This window comes from Mesorhizobium sp. M7A.F.Ca.AU.002.02.1.1 (genome assembly GCF_003998535.1).
Classification (GTDB): domain Bacteria; phylum Pseudomonadota; class Alphaproteobacteria; order Rhizobiales; family Rhizobiaceae; genus Mesorhizobium; species Mesorhizobium ciceri.
Map to the genome: position 1 here is coordinate 1 of NZ_RZPB01000663.1, position 3,380 is coordinate 3,380.

Annotated in this window: 5 protein-coding genes; all 5 read left to right on the forward strand. The window is 63.4% G+C overall.

Going from position 1 to position 3,380, the window contains the following annotated elements:
- The coding region (locus EN879_RS28950; RefSeq protein ID WP_127274413.1) for a pyridoxal-phosphate dependent enzyme at positions 1 to 513 on the forward strand (513 nt) is incomplete at its 5' end.
- Positions 513 to 1,256, forward strand: coding sequence for an alanyl-tRNA editing protein (locus EN879_RS28955; RefSeq protein WP_063168059.1), 744 nt, complete (start codon positions 513 to 515; stop codon positions 1,254 to 1,256). The genes EN879_RS28950 and EN879_RS28955, both read left to right, overlap by 1 nt.
- A 38-nt stretch (positions 1,257 to 1,294) precedes the next feature.
- Positions 1,295 to 2,161, forward strand: coding sequence for a 3-mercaptopyruvate sulfurtransferase (gene sseA / locus EN879_RS28960; protein ID WP_063168058.1), 867 nt, complete (start codon positions 1,295 to 1,297; stop codon positions 2,159 to 2,161).
- A 5-nt stretch (positions 2,162 to 2,166) separates the two neighbouring features.
- Positions 2,167 to 2,730: a GNAT family N-acetyltransferase gene (locus EN879_RS28965; protein WP_013531462.1), complete on the forward strand. Its 564-nt coding sequence runs from the start codon at positions 2,167 to 2,169 to the stop codon at positions 2,728 to 2,730.
- A 111-nt stretch (positions 2,731 to 2,841) separates the two neighbouring features.
- Positions 2,842 to 3,380 (forward strand): OmpA family protein (locus EN879_RS28970; RefSeq protein ID WP_164774638.1); only part of this gene is annotated, 539 nt, incomplete at its 3' end.

Sequence of the window (3,380 nt, forward strand, 5' to 3'; positions counted from 1 at the left end):
GTCGATGGCTTTGTCTCGGCGGTCGGTTCCGGCGGCACGCTGGCCGGCGGCGCCTTTGGGCTGAAGGCGAAAAGCAAGGATGTGAAGATCGCGCTGGCCGACCCGCTGGGGGCCGCGCTCTACTCCTTCTACACCAGCGGCGAGCTGAAGTCCGAAGGCAGCTCGATCACCGAAGGCATCGGGCAGGGGCGCATCACCGCCAATCTCGAAGGGTTCACGCCGGACTTTTCCTTCCAGATCCCCGATGAGGATGCGCTGCCGATCGTCTTCGACCTGATCCAGGAAGAGGGGCTTTGCGTCGGTGGCTCGACCGGCATCAACATTGCCGGCGCGATCCGCCTGGCCAGGGAATTGGGTCCCGGCCACACCATCGTGACCATTCTTTGTGACTACGGCACGCGCTATCAGTCAAAACTGTTCAACCCGGAATTCCTGCGCGAGAAGCAACTGCCGGTGCCGGGTTGGATGGAGCTGAAGAGCACAATTTCGGTGCCGTTCGAAAAGGTCGCGTGATGGCAAACTGGACGGATGCCCTGTTTCGCGACGACGCCTATCTGCGGACGGCGGATGCGACGATCGTTGCCGTCAACGACCGCGGCGGCATCATCCTCGACCGGACGATCTTCTACGCCACTTCGGGCGGCCAACCGGGCGATACCGGGTGTCTCGAACGCGCGGACGGCAGCCGCATCGCCATTGCCGCTACCCTCACCGGCGAGACCAAGGACGAGATCATCCATGTGCCGGCGCCGGAGCAAGCAGTGCCACAGGTCGGCGAGACGGTGAGGTTGGCCATCGACTGGGAACGCCGGCATCTCCTGATGCGCATGCATGCGGCTTGCCATTTGCTCACCGTCGTCTGTCCGTTTCCAATCACCGGTGCCGCCGTTTCCGAGGACGACAGCCGTGTCGACTTCGACGCTCCGGATGCCGGCTTCACCAAGGAGGACATCACCGCCGGGCTGATGGAGCTGGTGCGGGCCGATCATCCGATCTTTGTCAGGCTGATCAGTGACGAGGAACTGGCCGCCAATCCCGGCCTGGTGAAATCCAAGAACGTCCGGCCGCCGGCCGGCACCGGCAAGATCCGCCTGGTCTGTATCGGCGACAACGCCTCGGTGGACAGCCAGCCCTGCGGCGGCACCCATGTGAAGAGCACTGGCGAAGTCGGCGAAATCCACATCGGCAAGATCGAGAAGAAGGGCCGTGAAAACCGGCGCTTCCGCATCCGCTTTGGGCCGATGCCGGCAAACTGAACAGACAGTGATCGCCAAAAGGCGAGCAGGAGCACAAAATGGCCGAGGACAGCCCCTTCACCGTCGACGCAGACTGGCTGCAGCAACGTCTCGGCGAGCCGGGCCTGACGATTCTCGACGCATCCTGGTATCTCCCGGCGCAGAAGCGCGATGCGCGCGGCGAGTATGATTCGGCCCACATCCCGGGCGCACGATTTCTGGATCAGGATGCGGTTTCGGATCCGGATTCGCCCTTGCCGCATACGCTGCCGTCACCGCAGCATTTTGCCCAGTATGTCGGCGCCATGGGCGTTTCGGCCGATGACACCATCGTCGTCTACGATGGTCCGGGTTTCTTCTCGGCGCCCCGGGCGTGGTGGATGTTCAGGGTGATGGGCGTCTTCCAGACCTATATTCTGGATGGCGGCTTCGATGGCTGGAAAGCCGCCGGCAGACCGGTGACGGCTGAGCCGACGAAGATCGCGCCAAGCGTGTTTCATGCCGATTTCGACTCCGGGCGCGTCGCCAGCCTCGCCGACATGCGCCGGATCGTCGACACCAGGGCAAGCCAGATCGCCGACGCCCGGGGACCGGGCCGCTTTACCGGCGCCGAGCCTGAGCCGCGCGCGGGTATCCGCTCCGGCCATATGCCTGGCGCGCGCAATCTGCCCTATTCGGCGCTGTCGGAAAATGGCGAGCTGCTGTCGAAGGACCGCCTGCGCAAGGCGATCGAGGAGGCCGGCATCGATCTGTCGAAACCTGTCGTCACCTCATGCGGCTCCGGCATTACCGCAGCGGTGGTGACGCTGGCGCTGGAAACACTTGGCCATACCAACAACAGGCTTTACGACGGCTCCTGGACGGAGTGGGGCGGGCTTTCCGACACGCCTGTCGTGACCGGCCCCGTTGTGATCGGCAAGGAATGAAGACGATGGAAAACGGCGCGCTGGAAGATATTGACGTCACGGTGACGTTTCTCGAGATGCATGTGCCGCCGGCCTATTCGCCGCCGGTGCCCTACAACCGTCAGATCGCGCTGCTGAAGACCAAGGACATTCCGCTGCATTTCTACCGCTATCTGATGGACCGGGTGGGGCGCAAATGGCACTGGGTCAATGTGCTGAGGCTGGATGACGACGAGCTTGCCGCCGGCATTCATCGCGAGGATCGCGACATCAGGGTCCTTTATCTCGACGGCGCACCCGCCGGCTTCTTCGATCTCAAGCCGCATCTGCCGGAAGAAGTCGAGCTCGCCTATTTCGGCATGATGGAACATGCGACGGGACAAGGCATCGGCCGCTGGTTCCTGGGTTCCGCGATCGCAGCCGCCTGGTCGCATGGTCCGAAGCGCGTGACGGTGCAGACCTGCACGCTCGATCATCCGGCGGCTCTGCCGCTTTACCAGAAGCTCGGCTTTGCACCGGTGGCGCAAAAGAAGGAAATCGTGCATCCGCTGCCTTTCGCCGAGCGCGCGGCCAGCGTCATGCGGCCCTAGCCGGAAGCTGACACCAGCTCGAATCTGAACCTGTCGTTCATCGGCCCTTCAGGCTGCTTTTGGCATGTTGCCCGCACCATCAATGCGGCCAAGGCCGAAGGAGACGAAGACATGCTGACCCGCCGTACACTTGCCGCCGCGCTGATCGCGGCGATTGCCATGCCAAGCCTGGCCGCAGCCCAGGCGACAACGCCTTCGGCCGCGACGATCGAGCGGAAGCTCGAGGCAGCACCGCGTGTGAAATTGCGGCCGAACGAGCGCGTCACCATCCGGGAATTCAAGCGGCGCCCGGATTTGCGCCGCATGGCCCGCTCGATCGATATCCAGTCGATCAACTTCGCCTTCGGTTCGGCGGCTATTGCCAACTCGCAATACGACAAGATCGAGACTATTGCCGACGCGCTGCGGCGAATCCTGCGCCGCGATCCCGGCGCCCGCGTGCTGATCGAGGGCCATACCGACGCCGTCGGCTCCTTCCAGTCGAACCAGGCCCTGTCCGAACAACGCGCCGCTTCGCTCAAGCGCACATTGGTGCGCGAATTTAGGGTGCCCGGCCATGCACTGGAAACCGTTGGTTACGGTGAGGAGTTTTTGCTGGTGCAGACGCAGAACGAAAACTGGCAGAATCGCCGGGTGACGCTGCGCCGCTT